This is a genomic window from Cohnella abietis (genome assembly GCF_004295585.1).
Taxonomy (GTDB): domain Bacteria; phylum Bacillota; class Bacilli; order Paenibacillales; family Paenibacillaceae; genus Cohnella; species Cohnella abietis.
The window spans coordinates 4,272,716-4,294,534 of the sequence record NZ_AP019400.1; the positions used below are offsets into that span (position 1 = coordinate 4,272,716).

Here is a 21,819-nt window from a genome sequence, read left to right on the forward strand (position 1 = left end):
CCGTTTATCTAGTTGTAGTCGTGGCTTCCTTGTTGCTGCATATCATGCTCATCTATAAGCTTAGGTCCAGAGTCTCTTCATTCGTTGTAAGAAGCCTGATAATCCACGGGCTGGATTGGATTCCCTTTCAAGAAGAAAACGTGACGCAATTCGATCAATGCCTCTTGTTGCTAAGCTATCGGGAAAAGCGATTGATAGCGGTGTTTGCTTCTTAACTGCTTTCATCACATTGGCATCATCTGGGATAAAGCCAAGGACCGATATATCTAACCCCAAATATTTGTCTGTTACGTGTTGAATATTATCTGCTGTCTGCTTACCTTCTTGATCATTAGTAACCCGATTCACGACTAGCTTAAATGAGATTTGATGTCCCATTGACTTCAGCATCTTAATAAGTGCATACGCATCCGTTATTGATGTCGGCTCAGGCGTCGTTACGACAATCGTTTCTTCCGCTGCCGTTATGAATCGTACCGTTTCCTTCGATAAGCCAGCACCGGTATCAAAAATAATAAAATCTACATGACCATGAAGTTTACCGATTTGTGTCGAGAAATACTCTAGCTCTTGATCACTTAATCGAACCAAATCTTGAAAACCTGACCCACCTGCTATAAATTGCAAGCCTCCTGGGCCGATTTGAATAATTTCCCAAATGTTTTTCTCGCCTTTAAGCAAGTGAATGAGATTGTATTTGGCGGGTGTCCCCAATAAAACATCGATATTCGCGAAGCTAATATCTGCATCGAAAACAAGTACACTGTATCCCCGATTTTGCAAAGCCATAGCGAAATTGAGGCTGAAATTGGATTTACCTACACCGCCCTTTCCACTAGTGACCGTAATAACCCGAGTAGAACGAGCAGTGTGAGTATCCTTGGAATGAACCAAATGCCTTAGGGCCTGCGCTTGGTCATTCATCAGTCGGTGCCCCCAGAATGCGTCCTACCAAATCCTCAGGATCAAACGGCTTTATATCGTCAGGTACTGCCTGACCACACGTTGTATAGGAAATTCTGAAATCGAACTCTTTCACTAAGTTTATAATAGCCCCGAAAGAATCCGTTTCATCGAATTTGGTCAGCAGTAGCTGGTTAACTCCATATTTCGCAAATTGGGAAGCAACCTGCTTCATGTCGTTATATTTATGTGTCATGCTTAGAACGAGCACCGTTTCCGTTTGCTCTCCCGGAGACAGCAGGCTATTCACTTCTGAGACAAATAGCTCATTCCGATAGTTTCGCCCTGCTGTATCCATGAATAGAAGATCAAGATCACTTAGCTTCTTGTAAGCACGCATTAGCTCACTTGGAGAAAATACAACCTCTAGAGGAACGTTAAGAATATCTGCATACGTTCTGAGCTGATCTACAGCCGCAATACGATAGGTATCTGCCGTAATGAAGCCTACTTTTCTCTGATGACTAAAGGATTGTTCAGCTGCCAGCTTAGCAATTGTCGTTGTTTTCCCTACTCCAGTGGGACCAACGAAGTGAACAATTCTAGTTGAATTGGCAATGCCAGAGCCTTTAGCATTTTCAAGCCAGGAGAGCAGTAAAATGCGTGCACATTCGTAGGCAGCATCCCAATCCGCCACACCCTTCTCCTCTAATTGCTTGTTAACAGCTTCAGCGAATTGTTCAACATAAGCAGGGTCTACTCCTTGCTCAGCTATTCGCCGACTTAGCTTCATGACGGCCTCTGGCATACTTCGGAAAGCCTGCTGCTTCGACATCTTAGTCATCATGTCTTTCATCGATCGAAGCTCCTGCATCAGGGCTGAGGTTTCATCTTTGGCGTTTCTGCTCTCTCTTGCATCTAAGTGTTGTACCGCAGCAGCGAGTGTCGCCGCTTGAGTATCGATGTGCTGCTCGGAGCTTCGGTCTTGAAACTCTTCACTTTCATGCACAGCATTTGCCTTCTCTAAAGTAGACTGGAAGCTAGCCATTTGTGAGAAGGTCAACTGTTCAGTAACTCGCTTAGGTTCGGATTTGGGTGCAGCCATTGTTCTTCCGCTATCCGCAAAGGGAGCTTGAGTATATCTTTCTCTAACTGCATTAGAGGGCATAGAGGGTAATGAAATGGAAGGTTCTTCAACTGGTGGAGCAGCTAGCTTTCTTTCAAAAGGACGCGCAGGCTGCGGTACGCGAGCTGGCGGCTTCTTAGCAGATTCATCCGTTGCAGCAATGACCTCCATACGCTTCTTGCGGAACATGCCAAGAAATCCGCCGATGCGGATTTCTTTCGTATTTAGAATTACAGCGTCTGAACCTAGCTCGCTTCGAATCATCTGAACGGCTTCAGGCAAATCATCGACAATATAACGTTTTACCTTCATGCGCTCACCACCCCAACACTTTGCACTTCAATGCTTGGCTCCAACTCACTATAAGAAATGACCGGAATATCCTGTAAGCTTCGTTCTAGTAATTGGCGCAGATACATACGAATCGTCGGAGAAGTTAGAATAATAGGCTGCTGCCCCGACTGAACCAACCGATTAACCTGTTCCGTCAAGCGTTGGTAGATCGCTTGGGAAGAAGCTGGGTCCATCGCCAGATAGCTCCCTTGATCAGATTGCTGCACTGCGTCGGCAATCTTCTTCTCAATGGCCGGACTAACCGTAATAACCTTGAGAGGCTCAGAGGAATTAGCGTACTGCTGCGTAATTTGCCTTGATAAGCTTTGTCGAACATACTCGGTTAGCACTTCCGGATCTTTTGTAAACTTTCCGTAATCAGCTAATGTTTCAAAAATAGTTACTAAATCTCTAATCGATATTTTCTCTTTAAGCAATTTCGATAGTACCTTCTGAACATCTCCGATAGAGAGAATAGAAGGGATAAGCTCTTCAACCAGAGCAGGATACGTTTCTTTAACGCTTTCGATCAATGCCTTAGTCTCTTGGCGACCAATAAGCTCATGAGCATACTTCTTGATGACCTCAGTTAAATGAGTTGCCACTACCGAAGGAGGATCAACAACCGTATATCCGGCCATTTCTGCCCTTTCCTTCGTTGCTTCATCTATCCATAATGCAGGTAATCCGAATGCAGGCTCTTGCGTCTCTATCCCCGTAACGGAGTCATCATCGAAACCAGGACTCATGGCAAGATAGTGATGTAACAATAATTCGCCACGAGCTACTGTATTTCCTTTCATTTTTATGACATATTCGTTCGGTTTTAGTTGAATATTGTCGCGTATTCGGATAACAGGGACAATTAATCCCATTTCTAGTGCACATTGCCGTCGAATCATAATAATTCTGTCGAGTAAATCCCCGCCCTGGGAAGTATCTGCAAGAGGAATCAATCCGTATCCAAATTCGAACTCGATTGGATCAACCTGCAACAAGCTAATGACACTTTCGGGGCTGCGTACTTCCTCGATATGCTTCTCTTCAACCAACAACTCTTCCTCTTGCTGTTTCTTATTAAGATTTTTCTGAAGTCGATAACCGGCTATAGCAAGGATGGCAGCATAAGGAATTGTACTAATCATAGGAATTGGAGTTGCAAGTCCAAGTAACGCTACTGTTCCTGCGACAATGTAAAGCAATTTAGGATAACGTAGCAGTTGCTTGCTTAGATCATCCGCCATGTTCCCCTCGGATGCTGCTCTTGTAACAATAATACCTGCTGCTGTGCTTATTAGTAGTGCGGGTATTTGGCTTACGAGTCCATCACCAATAGTAAGAATGGAGTATTTTTCCAATGAAGTCATAACATCCATTCCATGTACAGCCATACCGATAATGAAGCCTGCTATCAAGTTGATAAGAACGATAATGATAGATGCAATCGCATCCCCCTTAACGAACTTACTCGCACCATCCATAGCTCCGTAGAAATCCGCTTCCTTACCAATCTTCTCACGGCGTTCCCTTGCTTGATGCTCATTAATCAAGCCTGCGTTAAGATCCGCATCAATACTCATTTGCTTACCGGGCATGGCATCGAGAGTAAACCGCGCGCCAACCTCTGCAACACGCTCCGAGCCCTTAGTAATAACGATAAACTGAACGACGACGAGAATTAAGAATACGACGAACCCTATAGCGATTTGTCCCCCTGCCACAAACCTACCAAAGGTTTCTACCACATGTCCGGCATCGGCTTTGGAAAGTACTAGGCGTGTCGTGGAGACGTTAAGCGCGAGTCTGAATATCGTTGTGAGCAACAAGATCGTAGGGAATATGGAAAAATGAAGCGCATCCTGTGTGTTCATTGCGATGAGCAAAATCATGATCGCAATCGAAATGTTTAGGATAAGTAAAACATCTAAAAGTCCTTTGGGAATTGGAACGACCATCATCAGGACAATGCCGATGACGCCTATCAGTATGCTTAAGTCCCGAATTTTCATGATACGCCCCCCCTCAAATCGTCCTCTTACGCTGCAGAATGCGACAGAAAAGGATTGCCACTCCACCGTTGTTAAAACCAAGTTGTTTTTGAAATTATTAGTCGGTTACAACTCGGTTTTAAAGACGGCCGTAAACTTTCCGTGACAATTCCTTTTCCTCTGCATTCTTTCGTAAGCCAGCCGATCTTATTACTTCACTAACGCCGGCCCTTGAGCCGATATACGTATGCCAGCACTTCCGCTACTGCTTGGAAGAGGTCTCCGGGAACGCTTTGTCCTACTTCCGTTCTTTCAAACAGCGCACGGGCGAGCGGCTTATTTTCCATCATTATGACATCGTTTTGTTTAGCAATTTCCCTAATTCTCAGGGCCAGATAGTCTTGTCCTTTAGCGATTACTGTAGGTGCATCCATCTGGGTACTATCGTACTTAAGAGCTACTGCAAAGTGAGTCGGATTTGTAATAATAACGTCCGCTTTCGGCACTTCCTGCATCATGCGCATAAGAGCCATTCTTCGTTGACGCTCCTTAATCTTCGCTTTAATTAAGGGGTCACCTTCAGAATTTTTGTATTCATCTTTAATGTCTTGCTTACTCATCCTGAGGTTTTTCTCGAATTCGTAGCGCTGGTACATAAAATCACCAATTGCAAGAATGAATAAGAGCGCGGCAACGAATATTCCCATTCGAACAGTCAAGCTCGTTACAAAGGCGAAGATGTCTTCGACAGGTAAATGAGCTAAATCCAATAACCGCTTTTTTTGAGACCATAGAACTGTAAAAACAATGAGCCCCACCGAAATTAACTTCATTGAGCTTTTGAGAAACTCAACGACAGAGCGAATACCAAAAATATTTTTTGCGCCCTTTAACGGGCTCAGCTTTTCAAGCTTTGGCTTCAACGGCTCAAAAGTGAACAACCACCCGATTTGAACGTAATAAGCCGAAAATGCAATGATTACAACCATAATAAAAATAGGCGCCAAGAGGATAAGCATCTGTATCGCATAATGATTAAATAGACTAAGAACATTAAGCTCTGTTACATCCATGTTCAATCGGTGCAAATAAATATCACTGAAAATGACGATCACTTGTTTCTGCAAAAACGGTCCTAGCATTAACAAGCAGCAAATGCTCATAAGCAGAATAAGTGAGCTAGGAATTTCAGAGCTCTTGGCTACTTGCCCTTTTTTACGGCTTTCCTGACGCTTTTTCGGTGTCGCCTTCTCCGTTTTCTCGCCTGAAAACAATTGGAGATCCATCCTTAAGCGATTACGGGGCATGACACCACCTCCTCATCTGTTCACCTATGCTCTAGAGGATGATTTCAAGAGGGTAAAAAGCTTTTCAAGTGCGCCAAACATATTGTCGAACACAATCTGGAACAGGGCGCTAAAGCCCGGAAGAAGAAGAACCATCAATGATAACCCGACCAATATTTTGATAGGAATTCCAATGACGAACACATTGTACTGCGGAGCGGTTCGAGCAAGTAACGCCAAACCAAAATCCGTCAAAAACATAGCAACTACAATTGGAGCTGCTATCTGCAAGGCTACCAAGAAAGTATCAGCAAAGGTTCTTGCAAGAAACTCCGTAATCTGGCCCCCGTAATAAATTTGAAATAGTTGATTATCCAGCGGCAGCCATTTGTAGCTATCCATGATGGCAGCAAGCAAGTAATGATGGCCATTAATGGATAGAAACACAAGCATCAGCAGCATATACTTCAAATTCCCCATAATAGGAGACGAGGTTCCCGTAACCGGGTTCACGATATTCGCCATCGCTAAACCCATCTGCATATCCATAAGCGCACCAGAAGTCTGGACAATCGTAAAGAAAATGTAAGAGGTATATCCGATAAGCAGTCCGGCAAAAACCTCACGTAATATAGCTAATATGTATGTAGCATCCACCAAGACCTTAGAATCGAACCCGACAGTCAAAAAGACGATCAATGACACGAAGAAAGCTAGACCGATTTTGATAAAAGTAGGAAACGTTCTAGAAGAAAATATGGGTGCGACGATAAAAAACGATGATATTCGACAAAAAACGAGCAGAAAGCCAGGGAGTACCTGCATGATTAGTTCCATCCGACGTCACCCAATGTAGCTCGCAAGATTTCCTAGCAGCCGACTCGTGAAATCAATCATGATGTTAAGGATCCATGGACCGAAAATGAGTAGAGAAAGGAAAACAGCAATGATTTTGGGCACAAATGCAAGGGTCTGCTCTTGGATCTGCGTCGTCGCCTGAAAAATACTGACCATTAATCCGACAATCAATCCAACCCCAAGCATAGGTGCACTTACCTTTAGCACGGTAAACAATGCTTGACCGGCTAATCCAATAATAAACTCGGAGCTCATGAACTCCCTCCTACCTTACGATTACGCAGCGCATCAAGAGCTAAAGCTGGTCAACAGCGACTTTACGACTAGATACCATCCGTCGACTAGCACAAAAAGCAAAATCTTGAACGGTAGCGAAATCATTACGGGTGGAAGCATCATCATCCCCATTGCCATTAGTGTACTGGCAACGACCATATCAATAACTAGAAATGGTATGAAAATCATAAATCCCATCTGGAAAGCCGTCTTTAATTCGCTTATTGCATAAGCTGGAACAAGTACAGTAATCGGAATGTCCTGGTAGGTTGCCGGCTTTTCTGTTTTCGTATAATTCATGAAGAGCAATAAATCCTTCTCACGAGTATGCTTATACATGAATTCCTTCATTGGCACAGATGCCTTCTCCAAAGCTTCCGTTTGACTTATTTCACCAGCTAGATATGGCTTCAACGCTGTCTCGTTTAAAGTTGAAAACGTCGGTGCCATAACGAATAGGGTCATGAAGAGCGCTAATCCAATCAGCACCTGATTCGGTGGCATCTGCTGCGTACCCAGTGATGTCCGTACAAATCCAAGTACAATTACAATTCTAGTAAAGCTTGTCATCAGCACGAGTATGGCAGGCGCCAAGCTAAGAACTGTAATGAGAAGTAACATGGACAAGGCAGAAGCACCAACAGGCTCTGACCCATCACCAAGAGTGACACCGATAATGGGATCAGCGTATGCAGATGCCTGAAAACCGAGCAGTAAGGCTTGAATGGTAAAAAAGCTATAAATAAGTTTTTTTCTCATGGCTTGTCCGTCCCATCTCCAGAACGGCTATCCTCCAACAATTGTTCCACCCGTTGCCTTCTTTCTGAAACCTGGCGAAGTCGGTTCTCCAAGGTTTGCTCGAAACTTACTTTGCCGCCTGCATCCTTGGAAGGAACATCATCAGTGGGCGGATTGTTGCGACTAGCCCATTTGCGAAGCCATTCAGGTAGTGCGACTCCGCTATTGGCCGCCATAGTATCGTGTTCAGCCAGCAAAGCAGCGACAATATCAGGATCAGTAATAGATTCCAATAGCGTCACGTCATTTCCTATTCCAAGCACATAAATCCGATTGTTCCATTCTACGATTTGCATCGACTTGTTCGAACCGAGAGGAAACCCTCCCAGTGAACGAAGCGAATTGTTCATTCCCCATCCGCGATTGCGTTTAGCCAGAAACCGTAAAGTGACAACAATCAGGACGACTATAAGGCCGAGAACGAACAATATTTTGATTAAATCCCAAGCTGATGCGAAGCCCGATACCGGAAGCTCATCTACTAGCCCGTAAGTGCGCATGAATCCTCAACACTCCTGCCTTTAACCTAACCCAGTGTTTTCTTGATGGCTTCGATAACGCGGTCAGCTTGGAAAGGCTTAACAATAAAGTCCTTGGCTCCAGCTTGGATTGCATCAATTACCATTGCTTGCTGCCCCATCGCAGAACACATAATGACTTTAGCATTCGTATCCAGCTTACGTATTTCCTTCAGAGCTGTAATTCCATCCATTTCTGGCATGGTGATATCCATTGTGATAAGATCCGGGTTTAGTTCCTTGTATTTCTCGATTGCTTGAGCTCCATCTGGTGCTTCTCCAACAACCTCATAACCATTTTTTGTTAAAATATCACGAATCATCATACGCATGAATGCTGCGTCGTCTACTATAAGAATGCGGTTTGCCATATCAATTTCCTCCCGATGAGCTTATTGGATTTTTTGAACTCGATCCCATTGACTAACGATATCGGTTACGCGTACACCGAAATTCTCGTCAATAACGACGACTTCGCCTTTGGCGATCAGTTTGCTGTTTACTAAGATGTCGACGGGTTCGCCGGCCAGTTTGTCTAGCTCAATAATTGAGCCTTGGGACAGTTCCAAAATATCCTTGATCTGTTTCTGGGTGCGACCCAACTCTACCGTCACTTTAAGAGGAATGTCAAGCAACAGATTAAGATTTGTTTCTTCTCCTTGCGTATAACCCCCACCTTGGAGGTTGGCGAATTGAACCGGGTTAACATTAACATTCCGATTAACTCCACCACCCAATGTCTGCGGGTACGAAGGCGTTGGAGCAGCATAACCTTGTTGCGGAGCTGCGACCATAGGCGGCGCTTGTTGCACAGGCGGCGCTGGTGCCGGGGTCGGTGCTGGTGTCGGTGGAGCCGCATAGGCAGGCTGTGCCACCTGCGCTGCTGGTTGAGCGACTGGCTGTGAGGATGTATCCTCCACGCTTCCCATCAATGAACGGACCAATTCTTTTGCGAACGAAACTGCCAATAGCTGCATGATGGATGAATCTATTAAATCCCCAATTTTAAGTCTGAAGGAGATTTTAACAAATACATCTTCCTGCGGAATATTAGTTAATCCGGAGTTATTCCGGACATCCATAATATCAATGCCTGGAGGCGAAATGTTAACCATTCGATTAAAAATCGTCGACATTGAAGTAGCCGAAGAACCCATCATCTGATTCATCGCTTCTTGCACTGCACTAATATGTATCTCATTTAACTCTTCAGAGGTTACATTACCTTCCCCACCAAGCATTAAATCGGCAATAACCTGTGCATCATGAGATTTAATGACAAGAGAATTAATTCCCTCGAAGCCTTCAACGTAACTAACATGAACAGCTACATGAGGCTTAGGAAACTCAGACTCGAACTCCTCACGGTGAATAGTAGAAACGGTAGGTGTTGTAATATCGACCTTTTTACCAAGCAACGTTGAGAGTGCTGTAGCGGCACTTCCGAAAGTGATGTTACCAATTTCTCCAAGTGCATCCTGCTCTAGAGGAGTCAAATAGTCGTCTATTGAAAGCGTCGTATCATTTGAAGCGGCTGGTGCCTCATCTTCCCCGCCTGAGGATTGACGTAATAGTGCATCAATCTCTTCCTGAGATAAATAGTCTTTACTCGTCATGGATTTCATCTACCCCTTCACTGACGATTTCGTTGATTTGAATCGCCATTTTGTCGCGCACCGTACCCGGGCTGGCAATGAATTTCACCTTGTCCCCAACCTTAACTTCAAGACCTTCACCAGTTGGCTTATGCAGGGCAATGACATCCCCAACAGAGAGGTTTAGAAACTCCTGCACGGATATTTTGGAAGAACCTAGTTCAGCGATAATTGGGAGCTTGGCTTTATTCACTCTTTGCTCAAGCATCAACTGCTCTTCCGGAGCCCGTGTTTTTTTCTGGGATACAAACCAATGATGCACTGACAGTCTTGGCATAATCGGTTCAATGACAACATGCGGTATACATAAGTTAATCATTCCTGTTGTGTCGCCTATCTTCGTGCTAAGAGAAATGAGAGCAATCGTTTCATTAGGGGAAACAATTTGCATAAACTGCGGGTTCGTTTCTAATGCCTCTAACCGCGGTTGCAAATCAATTATTGTTTTCCAAGCTTCTTGCAAGCTTTCTAGAGCTCTGCTGAAAATCTTCTCCATGATGATTGTTTCAATTTCAGTTAAGCTGCCGATCTTACTAGGGGCGGTTCCCCCACCACCAAGCAGCCTATCTAGCATGGCGAAAGCGACGTTGGGATGTACCTCTAGAACCATCCGGCCTTCAAGCGGCTCCGCTTCAAAGATGTTTAACACAGTCATCTTAGGGATGGAACGGATGAATTCGTCATAGGGAAGCTGCTCAACCTGAACAACGTTAATCTGAACAAATGTTCGGAGCTGTGCAGAGAAATACGTAGTCAAAAATCGTGCGAAATTCTCATGTATTCGAGTTAAGCTCCGGATATGATCTTTGGAAAAACGCACCGCGCGTTTGAAATCATAGGCACGGACCTTTTTCTGTGTATCTTCCTTTTTGAGCTCTTCCGCATCCATTTCACCTGACGAGAGCGCCGCCAACAACGCATCAATCTCATTCTGCGAAAGTACATCTACCAAACCTCTCACCCCTTTCTTAGACCATTAGTGAAACAAAAGCTTCATCTATTAGCCAAAGTGTTCCGACAAAAGTCAATGCTGCGGGATTTCCCTATTAAACAGGCATCATAATAAAATCGGTAATTCCAACATTCATCAGCTTGCCTTCTGTCAGCACTGCATTAATAGAATTAATTAGGCCAGCGGTAAGCTGATCCTTACCTTTAGTTCCATTCATATCATCAGGGGACATAACCCACAGTGCACGGTTAACGATCGGCTTGATTTTGTTTTCTTTGATTTTGTTAAACTCATCTTTTGTTTTCTCGCTGCTAAATGTAAACGAGAAGCTAATCTGTACGATATAGTCTTTATCTGCGAGATTTGTTTTGATATCTATTAAATCGGATGTACGATTAATCAATTCATCCGCAGATATCGGCTCGATTTGTACATTCTCAGCCATTTCCTTAGCCGCTTGGTCAGGATCCTTAGCTTTTTTGTCCCCGAACAATGTGGTCCAGAAGTAAAAGGTGACAACGACAATCAACGTAATCGCTAATAATAGCGAAACGAGCCATGGCAACAATTTTTTCATGACGTAGCTCCCTCCGATTGCGAGTCCGCAGGGCTTACAATTGCCCCTAAGACACCGATACTGCGCAAGTAATTCCGGGTTTCCCGAATTACATCCGAAGAATTTTCGGTAACAATAAATTTCTTTCCAGTCGTAAGCGTAATTATGGTGTCTGGTGTTTCTTCCACTGTCTCAATCAATAACGAGTTAATATGAAACTTGCTGCCATTTAGGCGCGTGACATAAATCACTACAGGGCCCCCCCCAATGCTACCTGGGGGAGAGCTAAGCCCTCCCTAGGTAGGAGATCAATTACCGTTTCAGGTTAACAATTTCTTGTAATACTTCATCAGATGTCGTGATAATTTTGGAGTTCGCTTGGAAGCCGCGCTGTGCAACAATCATTTCCGTGAACTCGTTCGTTAAGTCAACATTAGACATTTCAAGTTGACCTGAGATGATAGCTCCTAGTCCAAGTTCAGGGTCGGAAGGTGCTCCTGTAATTAATTCACTTTCAAGATTGGCATTTGGTGTTAGTCGGTACATGTTGCCTCCGACCTTCTCCAACCCATTCGGGTTGTAAACCTTTGCCAGCCCGATTTGGAAACCGCTGTCCGTTGCAAGACCATCTGCATCGATTTGAATAATTCTACCATCTTGAGAAATATTGAATGCAGTAATTTCCCGTGGCAGAGTAATCGGTTCTCCATCTAAGCTCAGAAGCAACATTCCATCTGGATTAACCAATTGTCCAGCTGCATCGGGAGTGAAGTTTCCTGCTCTCGTGAGATAAGGAACAGCTTGCTCGGCAGAAGTCTTAACCATGAAAAATCCGTCGCCATCGATACGAAGATCCGTGGCATTACTGGTAGTCATTGCACTCCCAGCTGAATGGACAGTATCAATAGATGAAACCGCCACGCCTAGCCCTACTTGCTTCGCATTAACACCACCTGTAGTTCCCTCTACTGGAGCTGTTACACCTGACATCGATTGGCTCAAAATGTCCTTGAACATAACTCGTCCAGCTTTGAACCCGACAGTGTTTACGTTGGCAATGTTATTACCGATTACATCAAGCTTTGTTTGAAAACCTCTCATACCTGAAACACCTGAGTACATAGAACGTATCATGAATTGCCTACCTCCATTAGTGGTTGGAATAGGTCCGCTTCAATCGGTCGGCGGCCTTGGGCTTCCTTGGCAGGACCAGCCCCGTCATCCGGTTCAACTTACAACTATTGCACTATCGATTTGTGTGAAAATATGCTCCTTCATCGAGTTGCCATCCATTGCAGTAACAACAGTGCGATTAGGGACATTCACGATCATGGCAATATTCTGAAATAAGACTAATGAATCCTTGGCGCCTTTAGCTGCTGCCTGATCTACGGCATTGGCAATTCGCGAGATTTGATCCGGTAACAATTCAATACCTCTTTGCTGCAATCGCTGCTCGGCATGATGACTGAACTTCAACTGCTGCTGGCTAAGTATTTCGCGGAATGAAATCGAGTTCGCTATTTCTTGCTTCCTCTGATTTGCTATGCGATTATCTTGAATCGGTCCCGTACGACCCGTTGACAGATGGCCAACGAGGATCCGGTCATTCATTCCCATTCACCTCCGGCTCACTGCCCTTAGATGGCTCAGCGATGGAAATGATTTTATTCATTGGCACCTCAATGTCCTCAACTTTTACATATTGAACACCTTCACGCCAAAGAATCGAATTTACCGTTCCAGTATGCTGGACAACACCGTTTTTAACTTCTTCGGTCCACGATACCTCTTTACCTATTAGCCCCGCAGACATTCCCGCCGATTGCTTAAGAGCGGTAATTTCCTTAGCCATATTCATCGTTTGCTCTAAGGAAGAGAATTGCGCCATTTGAGCGATGAATTCTTTGTCTTGCATCGGCTGCATAGGATCTTGATTTCGCAGCTGTGTAACGAGAATTTGTAAAAATTCATCCTTGCCTAACTGCTTTACTGGTTCTCTGGCCGCTGCTTTAACGTTCTGTGCAGCATAATAAGGCCAAATATTAGACGTTCCAATACTGTTACCAGCCATTGGATTCACCTCCTTTGCCGATGTTACGCTGTAACATTTAATGAGCTTCCGTAACCGAATTCCTTCAAGAAGGAAGTTCGTTCAAGCTCTGCAGCGAACAATGCTGGATCCTCGTAAGAGTCTCCTTTTTCTTGGCCATTAGATCCTTTTCCGTTACCAGAATTGGAATTGCGGTTATCTTGCTGCATGAAAGCTGTGCCTGTAGAGGCAGGCTGCTGAACAACCTCAAGCCTTTCAACCTGCAAGCCTTGACCATTTAATGCTGTTTTGAGCTGCGCCATTTGATTTTCGATCATATCGCGAGCCATTGCATTATCGGTTATAAACTGTGCCGTTAATTGACCGTTGTGCAAGACGATACGAATGTCAACCTGTCCAAGATGCTCTGGAGTTAAAGTAAGCTTGGCTTCAGATACTCCGTTGCCTTGTGACAATTGAAATTGTTTAACTAGAAACTTCTCCATCTGCTGGGCGAATTGCTGCACTGGAACCTGAGCTGGAACGGTAGCTTTATCCGCAGCCACATCAGTGTTCGCTAACGAGTCACCTTGCATGAAGGTCCATGCTGGCTGCGATTCAGAATTAGCTACAGTTTCTACTGCTGCCACATTCGTAACGATTGCCGGCTGGCTCTCCTGTCCCTTAACTTCGTTAACACCCGCAACGTTGACCCTCCATAACGGCTCTCTTAGAGCTGGAATTGGACGGCGAGGCTCTTGAACTACTGCTGCTGTTTGGTTTAGTGCATCCTTCGGAACGGCAGTGCCCGAATCTGAAGCAGTCGAGGATTTAGTCGCAGTCGTAGCTGTTGTTAGCTTGTCAGCTCCTGCTTCATTAATTGGAGTAGCGTTAGCTGCTTGAGGCAACAGCTTATCCAATACGTTCTTAAGCTCTTCAGCAAAAGATGAAGGTAACTGCAAGCTATCCTTACCAGATGCAATAACCGATGATAGCTGCTGTAAGGCTTCACGAAGAACTTGAACAACAGGCTTTGATCCTTGAGTTATTGGCTGCTCTGATGGAGCTTGAGTAGTGACTGCAATTTCTTGCACAAGTACATTTGAAGATTGGCTTTGTCCTTGCTGCTGCATTAAGCCCTGTAAGGAAGCAAATAACGATGCTAATTGATCCTCAGCCTCTTGTGGAAGCTTTTCACTCTGCTCTAGCTGCTGCAATTGATCGACTAGCTTGGCTAACATGGTTAGCAAATCCTCCGACGTATTACTAGAAGATTCCAAGTTCAATTGGCCGAGTAAGCCTGCTAATCCTGCTGGTAAAGTCGAGCCTTTAGTTGCATTGGAATTACTGCTTCCATCGATTGCTTGAACTAATGCTCCTGCAAATCCACTTCCCGCAGCAGAACCAGATGCATTTCCGGATGAACCACTTACAGCTTTAGTAGATGATAATGGACTTGAAGTGATGGACATGTTCATTTTTTTCACCTCCTCTCATTATCAGATGAATGTTTAAGGATTAGCCGGCGTTAGTTTGCTAACTAGCCCAGTAGTTACCTTCTTATCAATATCTAACATAGCCGATAAAATATCAGAACGAGGTTTATCGTCCAGTACTCCTAGAATACGTAGCACTTTGGATTGGTTCGTTCCTGCTAGCTGAAGGAGTAGGATTGCCGCATTCTTAGGCTTCATTGCTGAGAACGTCTTATTGAGCTCAGTATTGTCCAATGTAGATGAGCCTTCACTTGCCTTAAGCTCCAACTCCTTGATTCGCGATTGCAAGGCAGCAACCTCGCGGTCATCAACGGTGTCGGTATCCTTAAGCTTCATCGTCACGTCAGCCGCTTTCTTAGGCTGCATTCGCTCAAGAACACGTCCGCGCTCTGCAACTGACATTGCCCCAAGCACGAGTGCTGATTCATCCAACGTCATATTCTCAAATATCGGTGCTGCTTTGCTTGGTGTCATCTTTGCGTACATACTTGCTAGTGAAGAAATACGAGCATGATAAGCATCAGCTGTAATGGTCTTCTCTGAGCTGTCTTTAGTAAGCAAATCGACTTTACCCTGCAAATCCTCAATTTGTTTTTTCTGCTGTACGGTTTGTTCCGTTGCTTGCTTTAGTGCCGAATCCCGATCCGCGAGAAGCGCGTTCAGCTCCTCCACTTTTGCTTTGGCATTGCTTACTGTCAGTTGTTCATCTGTATTGGTGCTAGCTTCAGCAGGCTTGGACGGTTCCGGAATGATTGATTTAATAACCGGAATCTTATTACCTATCTCGAGCGCAGCATTTCTCCAATCAGGGTTAAACATTAAGAGCAGTACGCCTAGCAAAACAGCGGTAAACAAGATCGGGGTAACAAAAAAGAGAAATCGTTCGAAGCCGCTGTAACTACTTTTTTCCACATCCGCGCTCGCCACGATTCTCCCTCCCTTCTCCTGCAATTTGTTCTTTAGCTATTGCTTTACCTTCGAGAGGATGCAACAGCCCGAACCATTGCGATTTCATCCAGTTCATTCTGTTCCTTGGCTAATCTTTCGATCCTAAAGCGCTCAAGCGCCCTATCCCTTGCATTAACCCATACCTTCTCGTCAACCATCTTGTCTTTCAGATGACCTTGGCACTTTCTGACTTGAATCTCGGCTGAACGAACGCCCTCTAGCTGCTTGAAAATCCTTTCATCCAGGATATCAATGTATCGCTGCAGCAGCACTATACTAGTGAGCGGGGTAGGCTTCATAGAAATTTCCTGCAAAGCCTGCTCCGTTTCCCTTCTTTCATTACGTAAATCCGCAAGCCGTTCTTCTTCTTTTCTTAATATCCCAAGCGCAGCAGCATATTCCCACTCCGCCATCGACTTCTCGCTGCCCTTCAGGTCTACGATTTTCTGCAAAGGATATCGAAATGACATATTGGCTTATTCTCATCTCCTGTAGAAATCGATAACTAACCGTTCTTGCGCTTCCTGCAGCGTAACCTTCTCGTTCGTTCGTTGCTGGGTAAAGGCTTTGATTAAATCATAGTATTGGATCGCCTTATCAATTTCTGGGTTTGATCCCCGTTGATACGCGCCTATATTGATTAAATCCTCTGATTCACGATAGACCGACAACAGCCTCTTTAGTTGCTCAGCAGCCCCTTGCTGCTCATCGCTTATGATGTCTTTCATAACACGACTCACACTAGAGAGAACATCAATGGCTGGAAAATGACCTTTATTAGCTAAGTTACGGTGAAGTACGATATGTCCATCCAATATCCCTCTAACTGCATCCGCAATTGGCTCGTTCATATCATCTCCGTCTACTAGCACTGTGTAGAATGCTGTTATCGAGCCGGTAGGCCCTGTTCCAGCACGTTCCAGTAGCTTCGGTAGCTCTGCGAACACCGATGGTGTATAACCCCGAGTTGCTGGGGGCTCACCTATCGCTAAGCCGACCTCGCGCTTTGCCATTGCAAAACGTGTAACCGAATCCATCATGAGCATGACATTCATCCCTCGGTCACGGAAGTATTCCGCGATCGTAGTGGCGATCAAAGCTCCTTTAATCCGAACGAGTGCAGGCTGATCCGATGTTGCAACAATGACAACTGATCTTGCTAAGCCTTCTGGACCGAGATCCTTCTCAATAAACTCCAGAACCTCACGTCCACGCTCACCGACTAAGGCAATAACGTTAACATCTGCTGAAGTATTCCTCGCTATCATACCAAGCAGGGTACTTTTACCCACACCGGAACCAGCGAATATCCCTACCCGCTGCCCTTGCCCTACTGTAAGCAATCCATCAATCGCCTTAACGCCGACTCCTAGAGGAGTTGTTACTCTCGGCCGTTTAAGAGGATTACCAGGTGTATTATGTGTGGAGTAATGAGGCATTCTGACCGGTAAGGCAGATCCATCCAACGGTTTACCTAGTCCATCAAGCACCTTGCCAAGCAGCTCTGAGCCAACCTGCACGGTAAGCGGTCCTCCAGTGGCAACCACATCACAGCCTGGCCCTACGGAATGAAGATCTCCGAGAGGCATGAGCAGCACCCGATTATCACGAAAGCCTACAACCTCCGCTAAAACCGGCTTGCCGCCCTTTACCGGATGGATTGTACACACATCGCCAATACTGGCATCCGGCCCCTCCGACTCTACGGTCAATCCAATGATCTGGGTCACCTTGCCATTCACCCGTACAGGATCCATTAATCGAAGCGTTTCCGTGTACCGATTAATATCAAGGATTGGCATCGTGCATTGCCTCCTCGGCACCATGAGCGGCAACTTTAAGCAGTTGCTCTCTTATAGCTTCCAATTGCGTATCCACCCGCGCATCAATGCTACCGAACGATGAACGAACGATACAGCCCCCATCTTTAACCGATGAATCTGGAACGATCTGCAGATCAGCCTGAGAATCCAATGTAACTATCAATTCATCCTTCGCAGCTTGCACGAAAGCGAATTGTGCAGGTGATACACAAAGCACGATAACTCCCTGCTCTTTTCTACGTGAAAGAGCCTGTTCAAACAATTTCATGGCCATTTCAGGTGCTTCGGAAAGCTTACGGTTAATGATTTTCTCTGCAATTGAACAGCTAAGCTCTACGAGAAAGGATTCGCCCTCAGTAATTAAAGTCTCTTTGGTCTCGTAAGCTTTCTCTACTATTGCTTGAGCACTATGTAAGCGAGCCTCCCAATCGAGCTTAAGATCTTCTTCCGCTTGTTTGACTCCGATGTGATAGCCCTCATCATAGCCCTGACGATTGACCTCTTCTCGGAAGAGCTCATCTTCTTCTCTGCGGGATTGCCACCAAGCTTCAGCTTCCTGTTCAGCAGCAGCACGAATGCCTGCTGCAGCCTCTTGAGCTTGTTGTAAAATCTGTTGAGCCGTTTGTTCCGCATCGCTAATAATTCGATCTGTTAATGTTTGAGTTTCGACATCTATTGTCGGATTTCCTTCGCTGTCGACACCTGATTCGGAAATATTTTGCGAAACAGGTAGAATTCTCTGCATGATCTCTAGTCTCTTAAGGTCATCTAATGAGATTACGTGAGAGGACTTGATGAGATTAGACAATAATATCGTCTCCTCCACCACGAGCGATAATGATCTCTCCGGCTTCTTCCAATTTGCGAATAGTTGCTACGATTCGAGTCTGTGCTTCTTCTACATCGCGTAAGCGCACCGGTCCCATGTATTCCATCTCTTCCTTGAATGTCTCGGCCATCCGCTTAGACATGTTACGGAATATGGATTCTCTAACCTCTTCACTTGCCACTTTAAGCGCCAATTGAAGATCTGCAGTCTCGATATCCCGCACGATTCGCTGAATGGAACGGTTGTCGAGATTGACAATATCCTCGAACACGAACATCCGCTTCTTGATTTCCTCTGCCAGCTCCGGATCCTGAATTTCCAACGAGTCCAAGATCGTTCTTTCCGTACCCCGGTCTACGCCATTCAAAATCTGCACGATAGCCTCTATACCGCCCGCATTAGTGTAATCTTGAGTAACTGTAGCGGAAAGCTTCTGCTCGAGCACTCTTTCTACTTGCGAGATAATTTCTGGTGAAGTGCTATCCATCAATGCAATTCGACGAGCAACCTCAGCTTGTTTTTCCTGAGGTAGCGATGATAGCACTGCAGATGATTGATCAGGCTGCAAGTAAGAAAGGACCAATGCTATTGTTTGTGAATTTTCATTTTGAATAAAGTTTAGAATTTGTGAAGGCTCAGCTTTGCGGGCAAAGTCGAATGGACGTACCTGCAAAGTTGCTGTCAACCTATTGAGAATGTCCAAAGCTCGTTGAGAGCCAAGTGCCTTCTCCAATATTTCCTTGGCGTACGTAATTCCACCTTGGGTAATGTATTCCTGCGCGACGCATATCTGATGAAACTCGCTAAGAATCATTTCCTTTTCTCCGCCATCTACTTTACGGACATTAGCAATTTCTAACGTCAACTGCTCAATCTCATCATCGCGCAAGTGCTTGAACACTTGCGCGGACACTTCCGGTCCGAGCGTGATAAGCAAAATGGCTGCTTTCTGCCTACCGGTTAATTGGGTTCCCTTAGCCATAACTGCCACCTCTATTCATCCACTAGCCATGTCCGGAGTAAGTTAACGAATTCATCCGGTTTACGTTTGGCTAAGCTTTCCAGCTGCTTGCGCACTTGGCTCTCATTGGAAACATTGTCTATATCGATAGTAGGCATCTCAACTCGTGGCATAGCGGCAAGCTCAGCCGCTTCCCGTGCCTCCTTACGACGACGAGACACAAGATAACCGCCTCCGCCAAGCAGAGCAAGAGCAAGTAAACCTGCACCCGCCAACCAGTATGTCGAGGATGATATTCCACCACTAGACACATCATTGCCAGAGAATGATTGCGAAAGAACGGATACTCTCTGCCCCAAAGCTTCGTCAGTCAAATCTAGACCTGACTCGGCAAGAAGTACTCTCGCACTCCGTAGAAGTAGACCTTGAATTTCGGCTAGCTTCTCAGGAGTCATTTTCCCATCATCGACGCCAACAAATATCGATAAATCCTTCACTTTATAAGGACCAAAGTCGATATTATTAGTAATTCGGTTGACTTCAAAGTTTAGAGTGCTTGAAACCTTCTCCGAGGATGATGACCCAGAACCACCGCTACCTGGATAGTTACTAATATCATTTTGCCCAGTGCCTGCAACGCCACCAGTTTGTCCATCCTGCCCGGTATACGTCTCGCTAGAATTTTGCTCACTAATAACAATTCCCTTATTATCATTGTCGGGCAGTGGCTGAACTAGCTCCTCCTTCGAAATTTTCTTATCGAAATTCAAAGAGGAAACAACACTTACAACTAAGTTATCCATACCAACAATCGGATATAGAAATTGCTGAATATTTCTTTTCAGACTATTCTCAAACTCTTTCTGGATTGCAAATTGGGTTTCAAATACTTGGCCTCCCCCAACTCCTGATCCACCCATTCCGTTGGAAGGGGTCAAATCCCCTGTACTGCTGCTAATCGTAATGTCTTTAACATCTAGCTTAGGTACTGCCGATTTAACAAGATTATAGTAGCTATCTACTTCTTCCTGTTTAGGACGAAAGCCCGGCTTAAAGGTCATAACGACAGCTGCTGTCGCCTTATCTTTGTCTGATTCGTTAAGAAATACGGAATCCGCAGGTAAGGTTACGATAGCTTTGACTCTAGTTACCCCTTGCTTGCTTAAGAGCAATTGCTGAATTTCTCCATTCAAAGCGTTACGGAATTTAACCTTAAACTCCTGATCCGTTGTACCTATCGTAGACGAAGACTTGCTTAAATCGTCGAACCCGATGGATCCGTTCTGAATTAGTCCTTGCGACCCAATATAAACTTTTACCTTAGTAGCAGAAGCGCTAGGAACCGAAATGCTTGTTCCAGCGTCATTCATTTTATAACTGATTCCGCTGCCGTCCAAATACTCCATAATGGCAGCTGCATCGGTGCTGTCCAAGTTCTGAAAGGCGAGTTCATACTCTGTTCTTGTGAACAAATACGTTAATATTATGATTGCAAATAACAATAGGGCTGCCGTTGACGCCAGAACCCATTTTTGCGCTTTGCTGTACTGGTTCCAGAAACTAACTACTTTTTCTCGAACCTGTGCCCACTTCTCGTTCACAATTTCACCTCACCTGCGGTTGGCACAACAAGAGAAGCGGACCCTGCCGCGTTCGTCCTGTTGCGTGTTTACTACATCGTTCAAACACTACATTTGCATACGCATGATTTCTTGATAAGCCTCTACGACCTTATTACGAACCTGGGAAGTTAAAGACAAGCTTAATTCAGCCTGTATGGATGCCATGATGACTTTATTCTCATCAACTTCGCCTATTAGAAATTGATCGTTTAATTTATGTACATTTTTTTCTTGAGCAGCCACACCGTCTATCGCGCTCTTTAGAAAAGTAGCAAAGCTCTCTGTTGCTTCAGCCGGAGTTGCCTTTGTTTGAATTGTATTTATGTTGGGTAATATCCCAACAGGTGAAATTATTGAGTTCGTAATCACGCTAAAGCCCCTCTTTCATTTCGTAGTCGAATAGTAGTAAGAAATTAGCGACCCATTTCCAACGCCTTCATAAACATAGACTTCCTGGCGTTAAGCGCTGTTACATTCGCCTCATAGGAGCGTGAGGCCTCCAATAGGTCAACCTGCTCTTTCAACATATCAACATTAGGCATATAGACCATACCATTCGGATCTGCATCGGGATGTGAGGGATTGTAAACCTGCTTGAATGGTGAAGAATCTTCCTTAATGGCCGTAACTCGCACTCCTTGTGCAGACGTTCCATTCATCTTCGCATTCAATAAATCTTGAAACTTAGGCTGCATCGCATCCATGACAACCATCTTGCGCCGATAAGGGACGAATTGACCATTTACATATCCTGCGCGAGTCGTTTCCGCATTCGCGATATTGGCCGATATAACGTCCATCCTGAGCCGCTGGGCAGTCAAAGCCGAAGCGCTAATATCAAATCCGCCAAGCTTCATTC

The 21,819-nt window shown here is 45.0% G+C and carries 25 protein-coding genes; all 25 read right to left on the minus strand.

Annotated elements, in window-relative coordinates; genetic code table 11:
- Positions 1-60 precede the first annotated feature (60 nt).
- Positions 61-924 (minus strand): MinD/ParA family protein, encoded by an 864-nt coding sequence (locus tag KCTCHS21_RS18680; RefSeq protein ID WP_130611701.1) that lies wholly within the window; start codon positions 922-924, stop codon positions 61-63.
- Positions 917-2,341, minus strand: coding sequence for a flagellar biosynthesis GTPase FlhF (flhF, locus tag KCTCHS21_RS18685; protein WP_130611704.1), 1,425 nt, complete (start codon positions 2,339-2,341; stop codon positions 917-919). Before flhF ends, KCTCHS21_RS18680 begins: the two co-directional genes overlap by 8 nt.
- Entirely contained in the window at positions 2,338-4,371 is a 2,034-nt protein-coding gene (flhA, locus tag KCTCHS21_RS18690; RefSeq protein ID WP_130611707.1) for a flagellar biosynthesis protein FlhA, read from the minus strand. Before flhA ends, flhF begins: the two co-directional genes overlap by 4 nt.
- A gap of 197 nt (positions 4,372-4,568) precedes the next feature.
- Positions 4,569-5,657 (minus strand): flagellar biosynthesis protein FlhB, encoded by a 1,089-nt coding sequence (gene flhB, locus KCTCHS21_RS18695; protein ID WP_130611710.1) that lies wholly within the window; start codon positions 5,655-5,657, stop codon positions 4,569-4,571.
- A 24-nt stretch (positions 5,658-5,681) separates the two neighbouring features.
- Entirely contained in the window at positions 5,682-6,473 is a 792-nt protein-coding gene (gene fliR / locus KCTCHS21_RS18700) for a flagellar biosynthetic protein FliR (protein WP_130611713.1), read from the minus strand.
- Between the two features lie 6 nt (positions 6,474-6,479).
- A complete protein-coding gene (gene fliQ / locus KCTCHS21_RS18705) occupies positions 6,480-6,749 on the minus strand; it encodes a flagellar biosynthesis protein FliQ (RefSeq protein WP_130611716.1) in 270 nt (89 codons plus the stop codon).
- Positions 6,750-6,782: 33 nt separating this feature from the next.
- Complete coding sequence (gene fliP, locus KCTCHS21_RS18710; protein WP_130611719.1) at positions 6,783-7,529, minus strand: flagellar type III secretion system pore protein FliP; 747 nt, start codon at positions 7,527-7,529, stop codon at positions 6,783-6,785.
- Positions 7,526-8,068, minus strand: coding sequence for a flagellar biosynthetic protein FliO (locus tag KCTCHS21_RS18715; protein WP_130611722.1), 543 nt, complete (start codon positions 8,066-8,068; stop codon positions 7,526-7,528). The genes fliP and KCTCHS21_RS18715 overlap by 4 nt, the downstream gene beginning before the upstream one ends.
- 26 nt (positions 8,069-8,094) lie before the next feature.
- Entirely contained in the window at positions 8,095-8,457 is a 363-nt protein-coding gene (locus KCTCHS21_RS18720) for a response regulator (RefSeq protein ID WP_130611725.1), read from the minus strand.
- A 21-nt stretch (positions 8,458-8,478) separates the two neighbouring features.
- On the minus strand, positions 8,479-9,702 hold the full coding sequence (gene fliY, locus KCTCHS21_RS18725; protein WP_130611728.1) for a flagellar motor switch phosphatase FliY: 1,224 nt from the start codon (positions 9,700-9,702) through the stop codon (positions 8,479-8,481).
- Complete coding sequence (gene fliM, locus KCTCHS21_RS18730; RefSeq protein WP_130611731.1) at positions 9,692-10,693, minus strand: flagellar motor switch protein FliM; 1,002 nt, start codon at positions 10,691-10,693, stop codon at positions 9,692-9,694. The genes fliY and fliM overlap by 11 nt, the downstream gene beginning before the upstream one ends.
- Before the next feature lie 94 nt (positions 10,694-10,787).
- Positions 10,788-11,270, minus strand: a complete 483-nt coding sequence (locus KCTCHS21_RS18735) for a flagellar basal body-associated FliL family protein (protein ID WP_130611734.1) — start codon at positions 11,268-11,270, stop codon at positions 10,788-10,790.
- Positions 11,267-11,500, minus strand: a complete 234-nt coding sequence (locus KCTCHS21_RS18740) for a flagellar FlbD family protein (protein ID WP_130611737.1) — start codon at positions 11,498-11,500, stop codon at positions 11,267-11,269. Before KCTCHS21_RS18740 ends, KCTCHS21_RS18735 begins: the two co-directional genes overlap by 4 nt.
- 61 nt (positions 11,501-11,561) lie before the next feature.
- Positions 11,562-12,383, minus strand: coding sequence for a flagellar basal body rod protein FlgG (flgG, locus tag KCTCHS21_RS18745; RefSeq protein WP_130611740.1), 822 nt, complete (start codon positions 12,381-12,383; stop codon positions 11,562-11,564).
- A 93-nt stretch (positions 12,384-12,476) separates the two neighbouring features.
- Entirely contained in the window at positions 12,477-12,863 is a 387-nt protein-coding gene (locus KCTCHS21_RS18750) for a TIGR02530 family flagellar biosynthesis protein (protein ID WP_130611743.1), read from the minus strand.
- Complete coding sequence (locus KCTCHS21_RS18755) at positions 12,856-13,323, minus strand: flagellar hook capping FlgD N-terminal domain-containing protein (RefSeq protein WP_130611746.1); 468 nt, start codon at positions 13,321-13,323, stop codon at positions 12,856-12,858. The genes KCTCHS21_RS18750 and KCTCHS21_RS18755 overlap by 8 nt, the downstream gene beginning before the upstream one ends.
- 23 nt (positions 13,324-13,346) lie before the next feature.
- On the minus strand, positions 13,347-14,759 hold the full coding sequence (locus KCTCHS21_RS18760; protein ID WP_130611749.1) for a flagellar hook-length control protein FliK: 1,413 nt from the start codon (positions 14,757-14,759) through the stop codon (positions 13,347-13,349).
- 33 nt (positions 14,760-14,792) lie between these two features.
- Positions 14,793-15,704, minus strand: coding sequence for a MotE family protein (locus KCTCHS21_RS18765; protein WP_130611753.1), 912 nt, complete (start codon positions 15,702-15,704; stop codon positions 14,793-14,795).
- Between the two features lie 44 nt (positions 15,705-15,748).
- Positions 15,749-16,195: a flagellar export protein FliJ gene (gene fliJ, locus KCTCHS21_RS18770; protein WP_130611756.1), complete on the minus strand. Its 447-nt coding sequence runs from the start codon at positions 16,193-16,195 to the stop codon at positions 15,749-15,751.
- Positions 16,196-16,207: 12 nt separating this feature from the next.
- Positions 16,208-17,527, minus strand: a complete 1,320-nt coding sequence (gene fliI, locus KCTCHS21_RS18775; protein ID WP_130611760.1) for a flagellar protein export ATPase FliI — start codon at positions 17,525-17,527, stop codon at positions 16,208-16,210.
- Positions 17,514-18,356: a flagellar assembly protein FliH gene (fliH, locus tag KCTCHS21_RS18780; protein WP_130611764.1), complete on the minus strand. Its 843-nt coding sequence runs from the start codon at positions 18,354-18,356 to the stop codon at positions 17,514-17,516. Before fliH ends, fliI begins: the two co-directional genes overlap by 14 nt.
- Positions 18,349-19,359 carry a flagellar motor switch protein FliG gene (gene fliG / locus KCTCHS21_RS18785; RefSeq protein WP_130611767.1) on the minus strand — a complete coding sequence of 337 codons (1,011 nt, stop codon included), beginning with the start codon at positions 19,357-19,359 and terminating at the stop codon, positions 18,349-18,351. The genes fliH and fliG overlap by 8 nt, the downstream gene beginning before the upstream one ends.
- An 11-nt stretch (positions 19,360-19,370) precedes the next feature.
- Positions 19,371-20,939, minus strand: a complete 1,569-nt coding sequence (gene fliF, locus KCTCHS21_RS18790) for a flagellar basal-body MS-ring/collar protein FliF (protein ID WP_130611770.1) — start codon at positions 20,937-20,939, stop codon at positions 19,371-19,373.
- A gap of 87 nt (positions 20,940-21,026) precedes the next feature.
- Positions 21,027-21,329, minus strand: a complete 303-nt coding sequence (gene fliE / locus KCTCHS21_RS18795; RefSeq protein WP_130611773.1) for a flagellar hook-basal body complex protein FliE — start codon at positions 21,327-21,329, stop codon at positions 21,027-21,029.
- 44 nt (positions 21,330-21,373) lie between these two features.
- A complete protein-coding gene (gene flgC / locus KCTCHS21_RS18800) occupies positions 21,374-21,817 on the minus strand; it encodes a flagellar basal body rod protein FlgC (protein ID WP_130611776.1) in 444 nt (147 codons plus the stop codon).
- Positions 21,818-21,819: the final 2 nt, after the last annotated feature.